This window comes from Paracoccus sp. J56 (assembly GCF_019633685.1).
GTDB lineage: Bacteria > Pseudomonadota > Alphaproteobacteria > Rhodobacterales > Rhodobacteraceae > Paracoccus > Paracoccus kondratievae.
Genome location: NZ_JAFL01000005.1, coordinates 96,776 through 114,445, shown reverse-complemented (window position 1 = coordinate 114,445; position 17,670 = coordinate 96,776). Strand labels below are relative to the sequence as shown.

19 protein-coding genes are annotated in these 17,670 nt (G+C 63.9%); 8 read left to right on the top strand and 11 right to left on the bottom strand.

The annotated features are described in order from the left end of the window. The 6 genes from glcF (at position 1) to minE (ending at position 5,675) form a co-directional block, all read left to right on the top strand. On the top strand, positions 1–1,296 hold the full coding sequence (glcF, locus tag M511_RS05395; RefSeq protein WP_085501579.1) for a glycolate oxidase subunit GlcF: 1,296 nt from the start codon (positions 1–3) through the stop codon (positions 1,294–1,296). 123 nt (positions 1,297–1,419) lie between these two features. Continuing rightward, positions 1,420–1,962 carry an NADPH-dependent FMN reductase gene (locus M511_RS05390; protein ID WP_010397061.1) on the top strand — a complete coding sequence of 181 codons (543 nt, stop codon included), beginning with the start codon at positions 1,420–1,422 and terminating at the stop codon, positions 1,960–1,962. Positions 1,963–2,111: 149 nt separating this feature from the next. Continuing rightward, a complete protein-coding gene (locus M511_RS05385; protein ID WP_010397063.1) occupies positions 2,112–3,389 on the top strand; it encodes a solute carrier family 23 protein in 1,278 nt (425 codons plus the stop codon). A 413-nt stretch (positions 3,390–3,802) separates the two neighbouring features. After that, positions 3,803–4,552: a septum site-determining protein MinC gene (gene minC / locus M511_RS05380; protein WP_010397066.1), complete on the top strand. Its 750-nt coding sequence runs from the start codon at positions 3,803–3,805 to the stop codon at positions 4,550–4,552. A gap of 23 nt (positions 4,553–4,575) precedes the next feature. Further along, positions 4,576–5,397: a septum site-determining protein MinD gene (minD, locus tag M511_RS05375; RefSeq protein WP_010397068.1), complete on the top strand. Its 822-nt coding sequence runs from the start codon at positions 4,576–4,578 to the stop codon at positions 5,395–5,397. A gap of 2 nt (positions 5,398–5,399) precedes the next feature. Further along, complete coding sequence (gene minE, locus M511_RS05370) at positions 5,400–5,675, top strand: cell division topological specificity factor MinE (RefSeq protein ID WP_085501578.1); 276 nt, start codon at positions 5,400–5,402, stop codon at positions 5,673–5,675. 42 nt (positions 5,676–5,717) lie between these two features. Here the strand turns inward: minE and M511_RS05365 are convergent, their stop codons facing one another. The 4 genes from M511_RS05365 to M511_RS05350 form a co-directional block, all read right to left on the bottom strand. Continuing rightward, positions 5,718–7,298, bottom strand: a complete 1,581-nt coding sequence (locus M511_RS05365; protein WP_085501577.1) for a GMC family oxidoreductase — start codon at positions 7,296–7,298, stop codon at positions 5,718–5,720. 12 nt (positions 7,299–7,310) lie between these two features. Beyond that, a complete protein-coding gene (locus M511_RS05360) occupies positions 7,311–7,853 on the bottom strand; it encodes a Twin-arginine translocation pathway signal (RefSeq protein WP_085501576.1) in 543 nt (180 codons plus the stop codon). Between the two features lie 48 nt (positions 7,854–7,901). Continuing rightward, positions 7,902–8,297, bottom strand: coding sequence for a VOC family protein (locus M511_RS05355; RefSeq protein ID WP_010397079.1), 396 nt, complete (start codon positions 8,295–8,297; stop codon positions 7,902–7,904). A gap of 110 nt (positions 8,298–8,407) precedes the next feature. Beyond that, positions 8,408–8,722, bottom strand: a complete 315-nt coding sequence (locus tag M511_RS05350) for a ribbon-helix-helix domain-containing protein (protein ID WP_085501622.1) — start codon at positions 8,720–8,722, stop codon at positions 8,408–8,410. A 147-nt stretch (positions 8,723–8,869) separates the two neighbouring features. On the opposite strand from M511_RS05350, the gene M511_RS05345 reads away from it, so the two are divergent. Further along, a complete protein-coding gene (locus M511_RS05345; RefSeq protein WP_085501575.1) occupies positions 8,870–9,556 on the top strand; it encodes an adenosylcobinamide amidohydrolase in 687 nt (228 codons plus the stop codon). Here the strand turns inward: M511_RS05345 and M511_RS05340 are convergent. The 6 genes from M511_RS05340 to M511_RS05315 are packed head-to-tail and all read right to left on the bottom strand — an operon-like array spanning position 9,543 to position 15,500. After that, positions 9,543–10,382 carry an NADPH-dependent oxidoreductase gene (locus tag M511_RS05340; RefSeq protein ID WP_139824540.1) on the bottom strand — a complete coding sequence of 280 codons (840 nt, stop codon included), beginning with the start codon at positions 10,380–10,382 and terminating at the stop codon, positions 9,543–9,545. The genes M511_RS05345 and M511_RS05340 overlap by 14 nt on opposite strands. 31 nt (positions 10,383–10,413) lie before the next feature. After that, positions 10,414–11,469 carry an NADP(H)-dependent aldo-keto reductase gene (locus tag M511_RS05335; protein WP_217809581.1) on the bottom strand — a complete coding sequence of 352 codons (1,056 nt, stop codon included), beginning with the start codon at positions 11,467–11,469 and terminating at the stop codon, positions 10,414–10,416. A gap of 60 nt (positions 11,470–11,529) precedes the next feature. After that, entirely contained in the window at positions 11,530–12,873 is a 1,344-nt protein-coding gene (locus tag M511_RS05330; RefSeq protein WP_085501574.1) for an LLM class flavin-dependent oxidoreductase, read from the bottom strand. 19 nt (positions 12,874–12,892) lie between these two features. Further along, a complete protein-coding gene (locus tag M511_RS05325; protein WP_085501573.1) occupies positions 12,893–13,615 on the bottom strand; it encodes an ABC transporter ATP-binding protein in 723 nt (240 codons plus the stop codon). Then, positions 13,591–14,451 carry an ABC transporter permease gene (locus M511_RS05320; protein WP_085501572.1) on the bottom strand — a complete coding sequence of 287 codons (861 nt, stop codon included), beginning with the start codon at positions 14,449–14,451 and terminating at the stop codon, positions 13,591–13,593. The genes M511_RS05325 and M511_RS05320 overlap by 25 nt, the downstream gene beginning before the upstream one ends. Next, on the bottom strand, positions 14,448–15,500 hold the full coding sequence (locus M511_RS05315; RefSeq protein ID WP_085501571.1) for an ABC transporter substrate-binding protein: 1,053 nt from the start codon (positions 15,498–15,500) through the stop codon (positions 14,448–14,450). Before M511_RS05315 ends, M511_RS05320 begins: the two co-directional genes overlap by 4 nt. A 318-nt stretch (positions 15,501–15,818) precedes the next feature. Between M511_RS05315 and M511_RS05310 the strand changes: the two genes are divergently transcribed. Further along, entirely contained in the window at positions 15,819–16,571 is a 753-nt protein-coding gene (locus M511_RS05310; protein WP_085501570.1) for a response regulator, read from the top strand. On the opposite strand, the gene M511_RS05305 is transcribed toward M511_RS05310, so the two are convergent. Further along, a complete protein-coding gene (locus M511_RS05305; protein ID WP_176224516.1) occupies positions 16,568–17,665 on the bottom strand; it encodes a sensor histidine kinase in 1,098 nt (365 codons plus the stop codon). The genes M511_RS05310 and M511_RS05305 overlap by 4 nt on opposite strands. Between the last annotated feature and the right edge of the window lie 5 nt (positions 17,666–17,670).

Genomic DNA, 17,670 nt, shown 5'->3' with positions numbered 1-17,670 from the left:
ATGCAGACGAATTTCACCGCCGAGCAACTGGCCGATCCCGGCACCGCCCGCGCCAACGAGATCTTGCGCAGCTGCGTCCATTGCGGGTTTTGCACCGCCACCTGTCCGACCTACAAGGTGCTGGGCGATGAGCTGGACAGCCCGCGCGGCCGCATCTACCTGATCAAGGACATGCTGGAAAACGGCAAGGTCCCCGACGTCAGGACCGTGCGCCATATCGACCGCTGCCTTAGCTGCCTGTCCTGCATGACGACCTGCCCTTCGGGCGTGCATTACATGCATCTGGTTGATCACGCCCGGGAATATATCGAAAAGAACTACCGTCGCCCCTTTGGTGACCGGGCGCTGCGCTGGCTTTTGTCGCGCATCCTGCCCTATCCGGGGCGCTTTCGTCTGGCGCTGCGCGGTGCGCAGCTGGCCCGGCCTTTGCGCCATCTGATGCCCGATGTGCGGCTGCGGGCGATGCTGGATCTGGCGCCGTGCAAAGTGCCGCCGCCCAGTCTGAACGACCGCCCGCAGGTCTTTCCCGCCGAGGGGCAGCGCCGCAGGCGGGTGGCGCTGCTGATCGGCTGTGCGCAAAGGGCGCTGAACACCGATATCAACGATGCCACTATCCGCCTTTTGCGCCGCCATGGCTGCGAGGTGGTGATCCCGCGCGGCCTTGGCTGCTGCGGTGCACTGACCCATCACATGGGCCGGACCGGGGAAAGCCATGCGCAGGCTGCCGCCAATATCCGCGCGCTGATGGCCGAGGTCGCAGGCGATGGGTTGGATGCGGTGGTCATCAACACCTCGGGCTGTGGTACCACGGTCAAGGATTACGGGCATATGTTCCGCAATGACCCCCTGGCTACGGATGCCGCGCGGGTCGCGGCCCTGGCCCGGGACATCACCGAGGTCATGGCCGATCTGGGTCTGTGCGATCCCGGCCATGCCGAGCCTTTGCGCGTCGGCTATCACGCCGCCTGTTCGCTGCAACACGGCCAGCAGATCCGCGCGACGCCGAAAGAGTTGCTGGCGGCAGCCGGGTTTACCGTGCTTGAGCCCAGGGACGCGCATATCTGCTGTGGCTCGGCCGGGACCTATAATCTGATGCAGCCGGAAATCTCGGCCGAGTTAAAGCGGCGCAAGGTCGAGACGCTTGAGGCGCTGACCCCGCAGGTCATCAGCGCCGGTAATATCGGCTGCATGATGCAGATCGGTTCGGGCACCGGGGTTCCGGTCGTCCATACCGCCGAACTGCTGGACTGGGCGACCGGGGGGCCAAGGCCACGCGCCCTGCAACCCGCCGCCTGAGGCTGCGCGCGGGAAAGTGCTTTTACACGGGCGCCCCTGAAGGCCGGCGTTGAGTCGGCCCCGCGCCTGTGCAAGCCTTTCCCTGTCGCATAGGTGTCATTGCCAGACAGGAGGGCAAATCCCGTGACCAAGACCATTCTGGGCCTCAGCGGCAGTTTGCGGCGGGCTTCGTTCAATTCGGGCCTATTGCGCGCAGCAGCCGATGTGGCGCCCGAGGGCGTCACTATTCAGATCGGCTCGATCCGCGAGGTGCCGCTTTACGACGGCGATCTTGAGGCAGCCTCGGGTCTGCCCACCGCGGTGCGCGAATTGCAGTCGCAGCTGGGTGCGGCGGACGCGCTTTTGCTGGTGACGCCTGAATATAACAACGGCATCCCGGGCGTGCTCAAGAATGCCATCGACTGGCTGTCGCGGGGCGAGGGGCTAGGCCTTTTCGTCGGTAAGCCCGTTGCGGTGATCGGCGCGTCTCCGGGCGGGTTCGGGACCATCCTGGCCCAGAACCACTGGCTGCCGGTTCTGCGCACGCTCAAGACCGATCTGTGGACCCAAGGGCGGCTGATGGTGTCGCGGGCCGAATCGCTGTTTGATGATCAAGGCAACCTGACCGATGAACGCACCCGCGAAAGCCTGCGCAAATACCTCGCAGGCTTTGCCTCGGGGCTGTAACGCCGGGCCGGGCGCGGCCTGAAATGCCAGGGCGGACGGGCGTGCGTACAGGGATATGCGATTTTCCTGTGAGGTACTGCGGTTCGCTCTGGTTTTTTTGCGGCCGGACTCGCATTAGCCTGTCCACATAATCAGATCCGAGGGACAAGATGGGCTATTTTCCTGAATGGCGCCCCGCCGTGGGGGCCACGGTTCTACCCAACGAAAAGCTGCCACTGACAGCAGCCGTGCCGATGAGCCTGCAGCATCTGCTGGCGATGTCCGGCTCGACCATCCTTGCGCCGCTGATCATGGGTTTTGATCCCAATGTCGCGGTGTTCTTTTCCGGCATTGGCACGCTGATCTTTTTCGCGGTGACCGGGGGCCGGGTGCCAAGCTATCTGGGGTCGTCCTTTGCCTTTATCGCCGTGATCATGGCGGCGACCGGCTTTGCCGGAGGCGGGCCGAACCCGAATATCGCCGTCGCGCTTGGCGGTATCATCGCTGCGGGCTTTGTTTACGCGCTGATCGGGCTGGTGGTCATGGCCATCGGTTCGGGCTGGGTCGAAAGGCTGATGCCGCCGGCTGTGACCGGCGCCATCGGCATGTCGATCGGGCTGAACCTTGCTCCGGTGGCGGTCAAGCAACTGGCGGGCAGTCATGCCCATCTGACCATTGCACTGGCGACGGTGCTGTGTATGGCGCTGGTTTCGGTCTATGGGCGGCAGGCGACGCGCCGGGTTGCGGTGCTGATCGCGCTGGCCTTTGGCTATGCGCTGGTGCTGATCTTTGGCAACGGGCTTGGGATCGTGCCGGGCATCGACTTTGCTTCTGTCGCGGCCGCGCCGTGGTTCGGGATGCCCCATTTCACCGGGCCGAAATTCGACTGGACCGCGATTACGCTGATTGCGCCGGTCGCTGTGGTGCTGGTGGCCGAGAACCTGGGCCATATCAAGGCTTTGGGTGCAATCACCGGACAAAGCATGGATCGCTATGTCGGCCGTGGTTTTCTGGGTGACGGCCTTGCCACGATGCTGGCCGGGATGGGCGGCGGCACCGGCGTCACGACCTATGCCGAAAATATCGGCGTGATGGCCATGACCCGCGTCTATTCGACGCTGATCTTTCCGATGGCGGCCGTCATCGCGATCATGCTGGGCCTGTCGCCCAAGTTCGGAGCGATCCTGCAAACCATCCCGGCGCCGGTTCTGGCGGGGCTTGCGGTCTCGGTCTTTGGCCTGATCGCCTCGGCCATGGCGCGGATCTGGGTCGATAACAAGGTCGATTTCTCGGACCCGAGGAACCTGTTTACCGTCGGCGTGGCCCTGATTCTGGGGGCGGGCGATTTCACTGTCAGCATCGGGAATTTCGCGCTGGGAGGGATCGGTACTTCGACCCTGGCGGCGCTGGTTCTGTATCAGCTGCTGGGCTTTGGCCGCCGGGCCTGAGCGACAAGGGCCGATTCGTCGCCACCCCGCGCGGATCGGCCCCCAATCTGGGGGTATAGAAGCCGCCCGCCACCGCTGATATCTCGGTCTGGTGTTCAACAACCTGCTGCGGGCGCGGGAATATCACCCTTCGCGCTCGCGTTACAGCTGAGTGCGTGCCCGGCATGAAACGGGGCCGGAGTTGCCGTCTTGCTGCCTGATTCTGCTGTCTCTCACTCTGCTTTACGGCGGGGATGCGACGGATTCCCGCGCATATCGCCTTGTTCTGCCGGCATGGTTCCGCTGAATGCCGGGGCCGGGGCAGTTGCGGATGGACGCTGGCGTCCGGACGTATTAGGAAGGCTGCCGACGCGCGGGCGCGCATGTCCCGTGCCAGAGCAAAAACGAAGAACAAAGCGAAACCGAGCAGACAGATGCAATCCGGCAAAAGCGCGGCCGAGGTCGTCGCGACCGTGAAGCCATTCCAGATCCGCGGCCGTTCCTTTACGGCGGTGGCCCTGCATCTGACCGGCCGGCCCGACCGTGCCTTTTTCCAGGCGCTTGAGGCGCGGCTGAACCAGACCCCGCTGTTTTTCGAGAACGCGCCGCTGGTCATCGACCTTGAGCTGGCCGACGGGCTGGACAGTGCCGAAGAGCTGATGCGCCTGACCGCCGAGCTGCGCCGCCGCAAGCTGTCGGTCTTTGGCATTCAAAGCGGCACCCCCGCACAGGCGCGCGCCGCCAATGAGGCCGGGTTGATTTCGCTGCCCGCAGGCCGCGATGTCGCGTTGGAACGAGTGACCCGTCAGGGCAGCCGCTCCGTACCCGCCACCCCCGCACCCGCGCCGAAAGAGCCCGCGAACCGCATGGTCACCCAGCCGGTGCGTTCGGGCCAGACGGTTTTTGCCGACCGGGGCGATCTTGTCATCGTCGGTTCGGTCAGTTCGGGGGCCGAGGTGATCGCGGCGGGCAATATCCATATCTATGGCCGGTTGCGGGGTCGTGCGCTGGCCGGGGTGAACGGCGATACCTCGGCGCGCATCTTTTGCCATGCGCTTGATGCCGAGCTGCTGGCCATCGCCGGGCTGTACCGCACCAGCGAAAATCTGGGCGCCGACACACCGCGGCAATATGTGCAGGTCTATCTTCAGGGCGAGGTGCTGCGCATCGAGTCCCTCAAATAACCCATGATCGAAAGGAAACGCTCGTGAGCAAGGTTATCGTAGTCACCTCCGGCAAGGGCGGCGTCGGCAAGACAACCTCGTCGGCCGCTATCGGCGCCGGGCTCGCCATGCGCGGTCACAAGACGGTCGTCATTGATTTCGACGTGGGCCTGCGCAACCTCGATATGATCATGGGTTGCGAACGGCGCGTGGTCTTTGACTTTATCAACGTGATTCAGGGCGATGCCAAGCTGAAACAGGCGCTGATCAAGGATCGCCGGCTTGAGAACCTGTTCATCCTGCCGACCTCGCAGACCCGTGACAAGGACGCGCTGACGAAAGAGGGCGTCAAGGCCGTCCTCGACGAACTGCGCGAAGAGTTCGACTATATCGTCTGCGACAGCCCCGCCGGGATCGAGCGCGGCGCCCATCTGGCGATGTATTACGCCGACGAGGCCGTCGTGGTGACAAACCCCGAGGTGTCGTCCGTGCGCGACAGTGACCGGGTGCTGGGGCTTTTGAACAGCAAGACCGCTTTGGCTGAAAAGGGCGACGGCAGCGCGGTCAAGGCGCAGCTTTTGCTGACCCGCTTTGACCAGAACCGTTCGGCCAATGGCGAGATGATGAGCGTCGATGACGTGCTTGAAATCCTGGCCATCCCGCTGCTGGGCATCATCCCGGAAAGTACTTCGGTGCTGAAAGCCTCGAACGAGGGGACGCCGGTGTCGCTGGATGAGAAATCGCCCGCAGGCAAGGCCTATCTTGACGCGGTCGGCCGTCTGGTCGGCGAGCAGATCGAGATGCGCGCCAATCCGGGTGAACAGCGGCGCGGTTTCTTCCAGCGGCTTCTGGGACGGACGGCCTGACCATGTTCAGTTTCCTGACCCGCCAGCGAAAGCCCAGCTCGGCCCAGACCGCCAAGGAGCGTTTGCAGATCCTGCTTGCCCATGAACGGTCGAGCGGCGCGAAAAGCCCCGACTTTCTGCCGCTGTTGCAGCGCGACATCCTTGAGGTGGTGCGCCGCCACATGGATATCGACAGCGATGCCGTCGATATCAAGCTGGAGCGCAGCGACGATCTGTCGAGCCTCGAAATCAATATCGAGCTGCCCTCGGTAAAGGTTGAAAAAGCGCGGACCTTGTAGGGTCCGCGCCGTCGCCTTGACTGCCTCTGTGGTGGTTCAGGGTCAGAGCGTTCCTTTTTCCATCTCGGCGGCGATATGTTCGGCCTGCCGGATCGCCAGCGCGACAATGGTCAGCGTCGGGTTTTCGGCTGCCGAGGTGGTGAATACCGAACCGTCCGAGACAAAGAGGTTCGGGATGTCATGCGACTGGCCCCATTTGTTCACCACGCCGTCACGCGGATTTTCCGACATGCGGTTGGTGCCAAGGTTGTGGGTCGAGGGGTAGGGCGGCGTCGGCAGAACCCGCGTCGCGCCCGCCGCACGATAGATCCGCTCACCCGCCGCATAGGCGTGGTTGCGCATCGCGATATCGTTCGGGTGATCGTCGTAATGCACATTTGCCACCGGCAGGCCGAACCGGTCCTTTTCGCCGGGGTTCAGGGTGATGCGGTTGGTTTCCTGTGGCAGATCCTCGCCCACGATCCACATGCCCGCCATGTTTTCATAGCTGTCGAGGGCCGAGGTGAACTCGCGTCCCCAGCCGCCCGGGTCCATGAATGCCGCCATGAAGGGCACGCCCAGCGACAGGGTTTCCAGCTCATAGCCGCCGACAAACCCGCGCGAGGGGTCGTGATGGGCCTCGTCCTGGACGATGCCGGCCATGGTCGTGCCGCGCCACATGCGTACCGGGCGTTCAAAGATCGCATAGACCGAACCGGTCGTGTGGCGCATGTAGTTGCGTCCGACCTGACCCGAGCTGTTCGCCAGCCCGTCCGGGTACCGTTCCGAGGCCGAGGCAAGCAACAGACGCGGGCTTTCGATCGAGTTCCCGGCCACTGCGACGATACGCGCGCGCTGGAGCTGTTCGGTTCCGTCCTTGTCGATATAGCGCACGCCGGTGACCTTGCCGTCGGCGTCATGCTCGATCCGGGTGGCGTGGCAATGGTCGCGGACCTCAAGGTTGCCGGTCGCCTCGCCGCGCGGAATATCGGTATAGGCGGCCGACCATTTCGCGCCCCATTTGCAACCCTGGAAGCAAAAACCGGTCTGCTGGCAGGCCATACGGTCGTCGTTGTCGACCGAGTTGATGGCCATGCGCCCGGTCGAGACCTTGCTATAGCCTGCCGCCTTGGCGCCTTTTTCAAGCACGAGGTAATTGTTGTTCCCGGGCAGGCCCGGCCAGTCATTGGTGCGGGTCACGCCCAGCTTTTTCTCGGCCAGATCGTAATAAGGCTCAAGATCCGACAGGGTGATCGGCCAGTCCAGCAGGTTTGCCCCATCGACCCGGCCATAAGTGCTGAGCGCCCTGAACTCATGCTCCTGAAAACGCAGCGAGGCGCCAGCCCAGTGGATCGAGGTGCCGCCCACCGCTTTGACGATCCATGCGGGCAGGTTGGCGAAATCGCGTGCGATCCGCCAGTCGCCCGAGGTGGTGCGCATGTCGCCCCAGCTGAGCTGGGCGAAACTGTCCCATTCGTCGTTGATGTAATCTTCGGGCAGATAGCGGCCTCCGGCCTCCAGCGCGACGACCTTGATGCCCCTTTGGGCCAGTTCGTTTGCCAGCACGCCTCCACCTGCGCCGGTTCCGACCACGACCACGACCGAGGCATCGTCATGTTCGAATTTAGCAACATTATCAGCCATGTCCGTCCCCCCTTACAGCCAGTCGATGTCGTTGAAACCGCGCTCGATATAGCCGCCGTGAGAGAAGCTTTCCCCCTCATAGCCAAAGACCGGCCAGATCTCTTTCTGGTTATAAAGCCCGGTCACCAGCCCGGCGCGCACGGTCTGGAAAAAGGGCGTGTGCTCGATCATGCGCAGCATGGTGACACGGTCCTTTTCCCAGCCGGCCGAAAGGTAGTCGTCAAAGCCCTGCGCCTTGGCGACAAGGTTCAGGCCGGTAATGCCTTCTTCGACCATCTGTGCCTTTTCGGCCGTGTCATATCCCTTGACGGCGATGGCATAGTAACGGTCGGCGATGCGATCATGCGGATAGATATCGCGCGCCATCTGGATCAGCGTCGCCATGGTGGCGGGCTTCAGCGTGGTGGTCTCGACCGCCCAGGCGGCATCGCGGGCGGCGACAAAGCCCGAGCCGACCACAAAGGTCGCCCCCGCCGCCATGGCGCGCGCCAGCAGGCCACGCCGGGTCAGCCCCCTGACATTGCTGCCAGAGGGGGAGTTATGTGCAACAGTCATTCTTTCCTCCCTTAGTTGGTGGGCCCGCCGCCTCGGCGGGGTGCCTGCCTAGAGATACCGGCCAGCGCGTTGCAGCACCTCGATCTCATAGCCGTCGGGGTCCGTGATGAAGAAGAAGCGGGCGATCACCTCGCCTCCGGGTGCGAAATCGACCAGCTTTCGCGGGGCAAGGCCTGCATCGGTCAGCCGCTTGTGCTCGGCCGCGACATCGTCGACCGAGACAGCCAGATGGCCATAGCCGCTGCCCAGTTCATAGGGCTCCTCCCGGCCCTTGTTGATGGTCAGTTCCAGCTCGAAGGTGCTTTCGGCACTGGCCAGATAGACAAGGGTGAAGTTGTCGAAATCCAGGCGCTCGACGGGTTCAAGGCCGAACGCCGTCTTATAGAAGGCAAGCGACCGCGCCTCGTCCAGCACGCGGATCATCGAATGTATCATCTTGGCCATTGCGGGTGTCCTTTCCGATCTTCCATCTGGAATATCGGATCAGGCGCGGGCCCGTGGGTAGCATCATGCTACCACGATGAAAATTTCCTTGAAAACCGGCCGGGGGCAGGTCAGGCAGCCTGCGAAACCTGCCTTGCGGCGCGACGAAAATCCTGTGCGCCCTGTCCGCGCAGCTCAAGCTGGACCAGGCAGGCACAACGCAGCAGAGAGGCAAAGTTCACCGGCTCTCCCCTAAGCTGCAGGACTTCGGATTGCAGGGTGGAAAGAAAGGCGGGTGTTGCCATGCCTTCGCTGGCAGCGATCCCGTCCAGGATATCCCAGAAAGCCCGCTCGAGTCGGATCGAGGTGCTTTGCCCGTTCAGCCGCAATTTGCGGGTCACCGGCTGATAGCGGCGCGGATCCTGATGCGAGAATACCTGACACATGGCATGGTTCCCAGACTGGCAAGCGTTCGGCGATGATAGCACAAAGATCAGCGCCGGCCATGGGCCGGGCGGATCTTCTGAGATATTGATCGCCCCCTGACGATGACGCAAACCGGCATGGGCAGGCAAGACAGGCAGAGGGATGATATGATGACATTGCCGCAGGGTTCCATGCGGGTCGGCCTGACCCCGCCGTGGCTTATCGCCGATCTGGGGCATCAGCGGCGGGTTCTGTCCTTTGCCCCGCATCGTCCCGGTTTCTGTCGGGCGCGGCATATCCTGATCCGTCAGGTGCGTGACGCTGATCTGACCCCGGATCTGGACGCTGCCCGCTGGCTGGGGGATCAGATGGGGCGCATCGGTCATGCCGGTGGTGTTGGTATGATGACCTCACGCGCGATCAGCCATTACCGATGCGCCTCATCCGGGCCGGTAAGCTGTCTTGCCACGGTAGGCCTTGGCAATGCCGAGCGGGTGGGCCACCGCGGCATGATCCCGCGGCGCGGCCATGGCACGATCAACATTGCCCTGCTGATCGAAGAGGGGCTGACCGAACCCGCGATGATCGAGGCGCTGAGCATAATCGCCGAGGCCCGCACCACAGCCATCCTGATGGCGGGGATCGAGCTGTCGACGGGCCGCGCCACCGGCACAGGGACCGATTGCATCGCGCTGGCTTGCGATGCAGGCGCGACCTGCCATGCCGGGCTGCACACGCCCTTGGGCGAGGCAATCGGGGCGGCGGTCTATGACGCGGTGCTGGCGGGGGCGCTTGACTGGATCGCCGAGCATGGCGCGCAGACCCCCGCCGGGGCAGTGCCTAGCCCAGTATGAAGCCCAGCCGTTCCAGTGTCTGGCGCAGCTTATGGCGGCCCTTCAGTGCCGCGACATCACGCAGCCGGTCGACAAGAAGCGCGCTCCAGCTTTGCGGGGGCAGGGACTGCTCGGCGCGAAAGGCTTCGGTCGCGCGGTCGTGGCGGGCGATGGCCTCGGCCAGCGGGGCGGTCGAATAGGTCTCGTGATGCAGCACCGCCTGTTGAGGCAGGCGCGGCTTGACCGCCGTTTCGACCTTGCGGTCAGGATGACCGACAACCAGACCGAACACGGCTGCCGCCCGGCGCGGCAGGTTCAGCAGTTCGGCCACTGCCTTGGGGTCGTTGCGCAAGGCGCCGATATAGACCGTGCCAAGCCCCAGCGATTCCGCAGCGATCAGCGCATTTTGCGCTGCGAGAGCCGCGTCAATGGCGGCAAGCAAAAAGGTCTCGGTGTAGTCAAGACCCTGCAAGGTGACGCCGGCGGTGTCGGCCACCGCCTCGGCCCGGGCAAGGTCGGCGATCCAGACGAGGATCAGCGGCGCCTGCCGGATATGTTCCTGACCGCCCGCGATTTCGGCCAGGCGGTCGCGGCGGTCGGGATCGGTGACGGCGACCACGCTCCACGCCTGGATATTCGATGAGGTCGGCGCCGAGGATGCGGCAGCAACAAGCGTCTCGACGGTGCCGGGCGCCAGCGGATCGGGTCGGTAGGCGCGGACCGAGCGATGGTCAAGCAGGCTTGCCAGCACGGGGTTCCAGCCGGCCAGCGGCACCGGTTCGCGATAGCGGCGGCTGGCTGCGTCAACCGCCTCGGCGGGCTGGGGCGGGGTCAGGGGGATGTTCATTCTGTAGCTCCTTTTTCAGGGCCTGTCCTTTTCAGGGGGCGGGACTGCCGTGCCGTTGAAAGACAGCATTGATGCGGGCCTCGATCTCGGGGGTGATCCTGACCTCGACCGAGCGCAGATCGGCCTCAAGCTGATCGGGTCTGGTCGCTCCGATGATATTGGCGGTGACAAAGGGCCGGCTGGTGACATAGGCGATGGCAAGCTGCGCCGGGTCCAGGCCAAAATCGCGGGCGATCTGCAGATAGGCATCGACCGCCTCGGCGACGCCCGGCTTGGTGTAGCGGTCGCCCCGGTTGAAAAGGGTCAGCCGCGCGCCCTCGGGCCGCGCGCCGCCCTGGTATTTCCCGGTCAGAAAACCCTGCGCCAGCGGGGAATAAGCCAGCAGTCCGACCTGCTCACGCTCGTGAAATTCGGCCAGCCCCTGCTCATAGGTGCGGTTGATCAGGTTATAGGCGTTCTGGACCGAGACGACGCGCGGCAGATCCCGCGTTTCGGCCAGATGCAGAAAGCGCGACAGGCCCCATGCGGTTTCATTAGACAGGCCAATGTGGCGCACCTTGCCTGCCTTGACCAGCGCGTCCAGCGCCCCGAGCGTTTCCTCGATCGGCACTTCGGCGCTGTCATTGCCTCGGCCGGGGGCATGGCTGCCATTACCAAACAGCGGCACCGGGCGACTGGGCCAGTGGATCTGGTAGAGGTCCAGATAATCGGTCTGCAGGCGGCGCAGCGAGCCTTCGATTGCTTCGTTGATATTTTTCGCATCCAGTCGCGGTGGCTGGCCGTCGGCACGCAGATAGGTGCGCTCACTTGGCCCCGATACTTTCGATGCCAGTACGATCTGGTCACGTCTACCGCGCGCCTTAAGCCAATTGCCGATGATGCGCTCGGTTGCGCCCTGTGTCTCGGGCCGGGGCGGGATGGCATAGTTTTCCGCCGTGTCGATCAGGTTGATGCCGAAATCTATGGCCCGATCAAGCTGGGTGTGCCCCTCGGCCTCGGTATTCTGTTCGCCCCAGGTCATGGTGCCAAGGGCGATGGCCGAAACCTTGATGCCGCTGTGGCCAAGAGGGCGATAGTCCAGTGTCATGCAAATTCTCCTGCAGGTCATGAACAGGCACGGTGGGCGCGCCTGTCCGGTTGGTGGGCGCTACTCTGCGGCCGAGATATTGCGGCGCGCGGTGAACAGGTTTTCGGGCCGGGGCAGGCCGAAATGGTCGCGCAGGGTCCGGCCCGAGTACTCATCGCGGAACAGGCCGCGTTTGCGCAGGATAGGCAGGACATGTTCGACAAAGGCGTCAAACCCCCCATGCAGCCATGGTGGCATGACGTTAAAGCCATCCGCCGCGCCGCCTTCGAACCAGGTCTGGATCTCATCGGCGATCTTTTCCGGCGTGCCGACCACGACCCAATGTCCGCGCGCCCCCGCGATGCGATGCATGAGCTGGCGGATGGTCGGCTTTTCGCGGTCGACGATGTCGAGGACCAGCTTGAAGCGGCTTGCCTCGGCCCGGTCGGGATCAGGTGCGATCAGGTGGCGCGGGAAAGGGCCGTCCAGATCATGACCGCTGAGGTCCAGACCCGTCATCCGCTTAAGCACATCCAGCGAATAGGCGGGCTGGGTCAGGCTGTTGAACTCGTCATGCAGCGCCTGCGCCTCGGCGGTGGTCGAGCCGATATAGGGGCTGATGCCGGGCAGCACCTTGATATGGTCGGGATTGCGGCCAACGCCCTGCGCCCGCGACTTGATATCGGCGTAAAATTCTTGTGCGCTGGCAAGGGTCTGATGGGCGGTAAATATCGCCTCGGCATAAAGGGCGGCGAAATGGCGCCCGTCCTCGGACGAACCGGCCTGCACATAGACCGGGCGGCCTTGCGGGCTGCGCGGCAGGTTCAACGGCCCTTTGACGCTGAAATGCTGCCCGGCATGATCAATCGTATGGATGCGGCTGTCATCGGCAAAGATGCCGCTTTCGGGGTCGATGACCAGCGCTTCATCCTCCCAGCTGTCCCACAGCTTGGTGACGACCTCCAGGTATTCATGCGCACGGCCATAGCGGTCGGCGTGGAGGGGATGGGCCTCCAGCCCAAAGTTCTGCGCGGCCTGAGCCGCCCCGGTGGTGACGATGTTCCAGCCCGCGCGCCCCTGCGAGATGTGATCGACCGAGGCAAACAGCCGTGCGAGGTTGTAGGGCTCGGTATAGGTGGTCGAGGCGGTGGCGATCAGCCCGATGCGGCTGGTCGCGGCAGCAAGCGCCGCGATCGTCGTCAGCGGCTCTAGCCGAAAGCGGCTCGCGTAGCGGATGTTATCGGCCAGCGCCGGCCCGTCGGCAAAGAAAACGGCGTCGAATTTCGCGGCCTCAGCCTTGCGGGCAAGCTCTTGATAGTCCGAGATATCCACCGTCCGATGCGGGTCCGAGCCCTTGTAGCGCCAGCCGGCCTCATGATGGCCGCCGGGATAGATAAAGAGGTTCAGGTGAAGCTGTCGGCTCATGTTTTTTTGTCCTTGTAACTCAATGGGTTGCGACGCCCAGCTTGGTCAGCAGATGACGGCGAAGCTGGCCAAAGCGCGGGTTGTCGGGCTGGCGTGGCGCGGGCAGGTCGATCGAAAGGTCCTCGACAAATGTCCCCTGTTCGAGCACCAGCACCCGGTCGGCCAGGCTGATCGCCTCGTCCACGTCATGAGTGACCAGCAGAACGGCGGGGCGGTGACGGGCGCAAAGCTCTTTCAGCAGGGCGTGCATGCGGATGCGGGTCAGCGCATCCAGCGCCCCAAAGGGCTCATCGGCCAGCAAAAGCTCGGGCTCGCGCACCAGTGAGCGGGCCAGCGCCACGCGCTGTTGCTCACCGCCCGAAAGCTCGACCGGCCATGAGCGTTCGCGCCCGGTCAGGCCCACCTCCCGCAGCATGCGCCGCCCCGCGTCATCGGCCCCGGTCAGGCCCAGCGTCACGTTTTCCAGGACCCGCAGCCAGGGCAGCAGCCGGGCATCCTGAAAGACCACCGACCTGTTTTCCGGCACATCCAGACGGCCAGACCCGGTGACCTCATGGTCAAGCTCGGCCAGCGCCTTGAGGAAGGTGCTTTTGCCCGAACCCGACCGGCCAAGCAGGGCCACGAACTCGCCCCTGGCGATCCGCAGGTTCAGCCCGTCAAGTATGGTGCGCCCGTCAAAGCTGCGGTGCAGATTCTGCGTCTGAACCACCAGATCATCTATTGCGACAGTGTGCGGCGCCATGTGAGGGCCCTCCTTTCGACAAAGCGTACGGCGGCATCCGAGGCGAGGCCCAGCACGGCATAGACCACGATGCCCGCGATGATGATTTCGGTCTGGCCATAGGTCCGCGCGAGGTTGATCATGTAACCAAGGCCGCTGGTGGCGTTCACCTGTTCAACCACAACAAGCGACACCCAGCACAGCGTCACCGCAAAGCGCAGCCCCAGCAGAAAGCCCGGCAGCGCCCCCGGCAGGACGACCTGACGGATAAAGGTCCAGCGCGGCAGATTCAGCGTTTCGGACAGTTCGACATAACGGTTGTCGATGCCGCGCAGCGCGTTATGGGTGTGGATGTAGATCGGCACGATCACGGCAAGGACGATGGTGATGATCTTCATCTGCTCGCCGATGCCGAACCACAGCATCAACAGCGGAATCAGCGCCAGCGTCGGCACCGCGCGCTTGATCTGGATCGGGCCGTCAATCAGCGCCTCGCCCAGCCGCGACAGGCCGGCGATCACGGCCAGCACTGTGCCGATGGCGACGCCGATCACCAGCCCCGAGACGGCACGCCAGGCCGAGACGCCGAAATGTTCCTGCAAGCGGCCATCGGCGATCAGCTGGCGGAATGCGTCTGCGACCGTCCATGGCGCTGAAAAGATGCGCGGATCTATCAGCCCCAGCCCCGAGCCGATCACCCACGACGCCACCAGCAAGAGGCTGCCCAGCTGCATGCCAAAGGGGATGGCGGGACCGGGTCCCAGCCGCACCCGGCCGCCCCTGCGGGCACGTACAAGCGGGGCGGCTGGCGCCGCTGCCGTCGCGGGCTTGAAATCGTCGGTTGCGATCAGCGTCATTGGGTCAGCTCCTCTTGCCTGGTTGCGCTTGAGCCTTGCGCCAGCGCCTTGGCGGCGATCCGTTCAAAGCGCCGGTCAAAGATCTTTTCGGCGCTGAAGGGGGTGTTGCCCGTCGCCTCGGCCAAAAGCTCGATCGTATGGGTGTGGCGGGCGATGACCTCATCCCAGTTCGCGGGAATGACCTGAGTGCCGGTCTGTTCAACCGCGGCCTTGCCGTCTTCATAGGAAAGGCTCTGATCCTTGACGTAATAGCCCTGAATGAATTCTTCGGGGTGATCGTTGATCCATTCCGTGGCGCGCGCCCAGAGCCGGACATATTCAGCCGCCGCTGCCGCTTTGGCCGGATCGTCAAGCACCCATTGCGGCGCCCACAGATGGCTGGGGTCGTCGCGCAGCCCATGATCGACCAGTCGCGCACCGTCGGGGCCATATTGGCGGATGTAGCGGGCGATATAGACACTGCCGAGCGGGGCGACATCCACCTGACCCGAGGCAAGCGCGACCGGATAGACATCGCCCGTGCTGGGGATCTCGACCAAGGTCACATCGTCACGGGTCAGGCCCGCCGCCTCAAGCGTGCGCAGGACCAGCGCGCCTTGCGCCTGTCCCGGGCTATAGGCGATGCGCCGGCCCCTGAAGTCCTGAATGCTTCTGATCTGTTCGCCAAGGGCGGGGCTGACGCCAAAGCGATAGATCGGATGGGCGATCGGGTCCTGCCGTTCGCGATAGGCGATGTTGCGGACAGGAAGGTCGTTCCATGTCGCATGGATCGAGGGGATTTCGGCGACGCTGGCGACGTCCAGCGCCTTGGCGCGAAACGCCTCGCTGGTTTGTGGGCCGCCGCTAAGATTGGCCCATTCGATCTTGAAGCCGACCTCGTCGATCAGGCCCGAAAGCTCAAGCGCCTTTTGGGTGACCGGGTCGCCGACGCGCAGTACGGTACCTTCGGGTATTTTGTCCGGCAGCGGCTCTTGCGCGATGGCGGGTGGGGCAAGAATTGCCAGGCTGACAGCCAATGCCAGCAGCCGGCGGGATGGAATCTTGGTCATGTTCAACCTGTCCAGAGTGATGGTTCCGGACATCAGAAGCTAACCAGAAATCACTTAATGTCGATAGATATGGTGTATTTAAATTCGCCTGCCGAGAGGCAGGATTTTTCGCCCGTCCTGCACCGCAGAGCATGTTACAACTGCAACAAGAATCGCGCGGGCGCGAAACGGCCGCCTGCGCGGGCTCTGGCCAAGCGGTCGGTAAACTTGGCTTTTCCTGGGGCTATGAAGCTTGATTTTGCGCAGCTATGTTGGCGAAATCTTCGGACGCCCTGCAGCTTGAACGAAGGGCCCTGAGGTCCGACGGAACGCCACGCCATGATCTCTTGCCCGACCGGAACCCCGGTCCCTACGCCCGAAACCGAACCGCCGCAGCGCATCCTTTTTGTCGAGGATGACCGCAAGCTCAGCGCATTCCTGTGCCGCTATTTCACTGAACAGGGCTATCAGGTCGAGGCTGCCCATGACGGCGCGGCGATGCGTCGGGCGCTGGCAGGCAAGGGCTTTGATCTGGTGGTGCTGGACGTGGGCCTGCCGGGACGCGAGGACGGCTATGCGCTGGCGCGCGAACTGAAAAAGGAACACGACCTTGGCATTCTGTTCCTGTCAGCCCGGCAAGAGGCACTGGATCGCATCGTCGGGCTGGAGATCGGGGCGGATGATTTCCTTGTCAAGCCGTTCGAACCGCGTGAGCTTCTGGCCCGTATCCGTGCCATTCTGCGCCGGTTGCCCTCGGGCGGGCCAAAGGCGCAGGCCGAGACGCGTCGGATCGTCTTTGACGGCTGGGTGCTGGATCTTGATGCGCGGGTGCTGCGCGACCAGCATGGTCAGGTGCAGGATCTGACCACCCAGGAATTCAACCTGCTCAGCGTGCTGGCGCAGCGGCCCGGACGGGTGCTGAGCCGCGATCAGTTGCTGGACCTGACCGTCAGCCGCAACTGGTCGCCTTACGACCGTTCGGTCGATGTGATGATCGGCAAGATCCGCCGCAAGATCGGCGATACCGGACCGCAGCCGCGGCGCATCCGCACCATTCGTGGCGCGGGCTATATGTTCTCGCCCGAGAATTAGGGTTGCGCGGCGCTGTCGGGGCGCAGGCATGGCAGGTCAAGAACTACCCGCGCGCCGCCGCCTTCGCTATTGCCGATATGGAAATCCCCGCCGCTGACCAGTGCCAGCTGCTGGATCATCGGCAGTCCCAGCCCGGTGCCACCCGGCTTGGTGGTGAACAGCGGCTCTGGCGCATGATCAAGGACTACGGCATCAAATCCCGGTCCCTCATCCTCGACCGTAAGGCGCGCGTAATCGCTGCCGCGCCAGATATGGCGCAACCGGACCCGCACCGGCCCCCGGCCCTTGGTCGCGTCGCGGGCATTGATCAGCAGATTGACCACAGCGGTCTCGATCTGGACAGGATCGACGGGGGCAAGCAATGGCCGGTCGGGCAGGTCGCATTCGATGCGCATGCCCTGACACAGCGTACGCGCCAGCATGGACACGGCATTGCCGACCGGCTGGCGCAGATCGGCCGGATCGGGCGATTGCGTGGGCTGGCGGGCAAATCCCATCAGCCGCGTGACCAGATCACCCGCCGTCATCGCAGCGTCAAGCGCGTCCCCCGCATAGGGTGCAAGACCGTCCTGCGCTGGCAAACGTTCGGCGATCACCGCAAGATTGGCGCGGATCACCGCCAGCATGTTCTTGAAATCATGTGACAGGCCTGCCGCCAGCCGCGATGTCGCCTCGATCTGGCGCATCAGGGCCAGTTCGCGTTCGGCACGGGCCTTGGCGGCGCGCAGTTCGACCAGTTGAAAGCAGCGCTCAAGCGCCTGCATCAGCTCATCCAGAAAGAAGGGCTTGCGCAGATAATCGTATGCCCCCGCTTTCAGCGCCGCGATGGCACTGTCGACCGAGGCATATGCGGTCATGATCACCATCACCAGACCGGGATGCAGCGTGCTTAGCCGCGCGGCAAGCTCTGTCCCGTCCTCGTCACGCAGGCGGATGTCGATCAGCACCACCTCAATCGGCTCGGCCTCCAGCAACGCAAGGGCAGATGCGCCGTCCGGGGCTATGCGGCATTCCACCCCTTCAAGCGCCAGCGCGCGCGAGGTCGAGACGGCGAAATCGGCATCGTCGTCGAGGATGAGCAGCCGCCGGGTCATGGCTG

Bases quoted from the DNA above. Each gene is read 5' to 3' on its own strand.
- glcF (WP_085501579.1), top strand. From the start codon at position 1: ATGCAGACGAATTTCACCGCCGAGCAACTGGCCGATCCCGGCACCGCC.
- M511_RS05385 (WP_010397063.1), top strand. From the start codon at position 2,112: ATGGGCTATTTTCCTGAATGGCGCCCCGCCGTGGGGGCCACGGTTCTA.
- minC (WP_010397066.1), top strand. From the start codon at position 3,803: ATGCAATCCGGCAAAAGCGCGGCCGAGGTCGTCGCGACCGTGAAGCCA.
- minE (WP_085501578.1), top strand. From the start codon at position 5,400: ATGTTCAGTTTCCTGACCCGCCAGCGAAAGCCCAGCTCGGCCCAGACC.
- M511_RS05365 (WP_085501577.1), bottom strand. From the start codon at position 7,298: ATGGCTGATAATGTTGCTAAATTCGAACATGACGATGCCTCGGTCGTG.
- M511_RS05360 (WP_085501576.1), bottom strand. From the start codon at position 7,853: ATGACTGTTGCACATAACTCCCCCTCTGGCAGCAATGTCAGGGGGCTG.
- M511_RS05355 (WP_010397079.1), bottom strand. From the start codon at position 8,297: ATGGCCAAGATGATACATTCGATGATCCGCGTGCTGGACGAGGCGCGG.
- M511_RS05350 (WP_085501622.1), bottom strand. From the start codon at position 8,722: ATGTGTCAGGTATTCTCGCATCAGGATCCGCGCCGCTATCAGCCGGTG.
- M511_RS05345 (WP_085501575.1), top strand. From the start codon at position 8,870: ATGATGACATTGCCGCAGGGTTCCATGCGGGTCGGCCTGACCCCGCCG.
- M511_RS05340 (WP_139824540.1), bottom strand. From the start codon at position 10,382: ATGAACATCCCCCTGACCCCGCCCCAGCCCGCCGAGGCGGTTGACGCA.
- M511_RS05335 (WP_217809581.1), bottom strand. From the start codon at position 11,469: ATGACACTGGACTATCGCCCTCTTGGCCACAGCGGCATCAAGGTTTCG.
- M511_RS05330 (WP_085501574.1), bottom strand. From the start codon at position 12,873: ATGAGCCGACAGCTTCACCTGAACCTCTTTATCTATCCCGGCGGCCAT.
- M511_RS05325 (WP_085501573.1), bottom strand. From the start codon at position 13,615: ATGGCGCCGCACACTGTCGCAATAGATGATCTGGTGGTTCAGACGCAG.
- M511_RS05320 (WP_085501572.1), bottom strand. From the start codon at position 14,451: ATGACGCTGATCGCAACCGACGATTTCAAGCCCGCGACGGCAGCGGCG.
- M511_RS05315 (WP_085501571.1), bottom strand. From the start codon at position 15,500: ATGACCAAGATTCCATCCCGCCGGCTGCTGGCATTGGCTGTCAGCCTG.
- M511_RS05310 (WP_085501570.1), top strand. From the start codon at position 15,819: ATGATCTCTTGCCCGACCGGAACCCCGGTCCCTACGCCCGAAACCGAA.
- M511_RS05305 (WP_176224516.1), bottom strand. From the start codon at position 17,665: ATGACCCGGCGGCTGCTCATCCTCGACGACGATGCCGATTTCGCCGTC.